At 67.1% G+C, this 1,345-nt stretch carries 1 protein-coding gene; it reads right to left on the reverse strand.

Translation table 11 applies throughout. The features are described from left to right. Positions 1 to 109: 109 nt before the first annotated feature. Positions 110 to 1,345, reverse strand: a 1,236-nt coding sequence (locus tag CWO89_RS44260; RefSeq protein ID WP_130584387.1) for an IS1182 family transposase, incomplete at its 5' end; no start/stop codon positions are given.

Here is a 1,345-nt window from a genome sequence, read left to right on the forward strand (position 1 = left end):
AGAACCAATTCGGTCTGCGGGTAGACGGCATCCGAAGTAGCGGATGTTGAAGACCTCGACGGTCGAGCGGGGCGGGATTTGCGCTCCGCTCCGCTATGGGTTGGCGCAGCTATGCGTTGGCGAGGCGATGTCCCTGCAGGATGTTGTTGGTGAGGGCGTACCAGAGCACGACGGCACGGACCTTGTCGATGCCGCGCACGGTCAATTGCCTGAGGTCCCAGTTGCGCCAGCGGGCATGGATGCATTCGCAGATCGAGCGGGCCTGGTACTGTGCCGTGCCGGCGTCACTGGCCATGCGGGCGCGCCAGGCCAATACCCCCGGGCCATCGCTGCTCCGCGGCAAGAAAGGATCGACGCCGCTCCTGGATTTGGTCGGTGGACAATAGACCTCGATGCCCTGGCCATGCGCCCACTCGATGTCCTCTGCGCTGCAGAACCCGCCATCGACGAGATGGCGGCGGGGAAAGCGCTTCAGCCGGGCGCGCGTTCGTTCCAGCATCGGCCGCATCAGGCCGCGATCTGATCCGTTGTTGTCGACATCGACCGCGACCACGATCGGTTGTCCCGCCGCGCTGGCCACCTGCACATTGTAGGCCGGGCGGAAGCCGGCATCCGCCATCTTCATCACCCGCGCCTGCGGGTCCGTGGTGGAGGCCCGCGGCTCCTTCGGCTTCTTGCCATTGCCGCCCTTGTCGTCGAGCTGCTTTCGCTTGCGCTTGAGCTCGGCCAGCGCCGTTTGCGCCGCTTGCACCCGCTCACTGCGTTCGCGCGCCGCGCGCTCCCTGGCGGCCCGGATGCGCCGGTTGCTGGCTTCCGGATCCGCATCGACCTCGCGCTTGAGTTCTTCCACCACGGCCTTAGCCTGCGCCATCTGCCGGTCCAGCGTCGCCTCTCGCCGGAACGATCCGGTCCCCGCATTGGCCCGGATCCGCACCCCGTCCTGGGCCAACTTCTCCAGATCGACCAGCCCCGCCTTGCTCAGCGCCGCCAGATGTTCGCTCAGCAAGCGGTCGAGCAGATCGGCACAACCGACCCGGAAGTCCGACAGCGTGTGATAGTTCAGCGACACCCCGCCACAGAGCCAGCGATAGACGTCATGGCTGTCGCAGAGCCGGTCCAACGCCCGCGCGCTGCCAACGCCGTCGCTCGTGGCGTACAGCCAAAGCGCCAGCAGCAGCCGCGGCGAAGGCGCCGGATGGCCGGGCCTGTTCTCCCGCGCCTTGACCCGATCCTCCAGCTCGCTCAGCTCGAGCCCTTCGACATAGGCCCAGATCACCCGCGCCGGATGATCCTGCCCGATCAGGCTGTCGATATCGACCGCGCGCAGTTCGACCTGGTCGCGCAT

The sequence above is a fragment of the Bradyrhizobium sp. Leo170 genome, assembly GCF_004296405.1.
Lineage (GTDB): Bacteria > Pseudomonadota > Alphaproteobacteria > Rhizobiales > Xanthobacteraceae > Bradyrhizobium.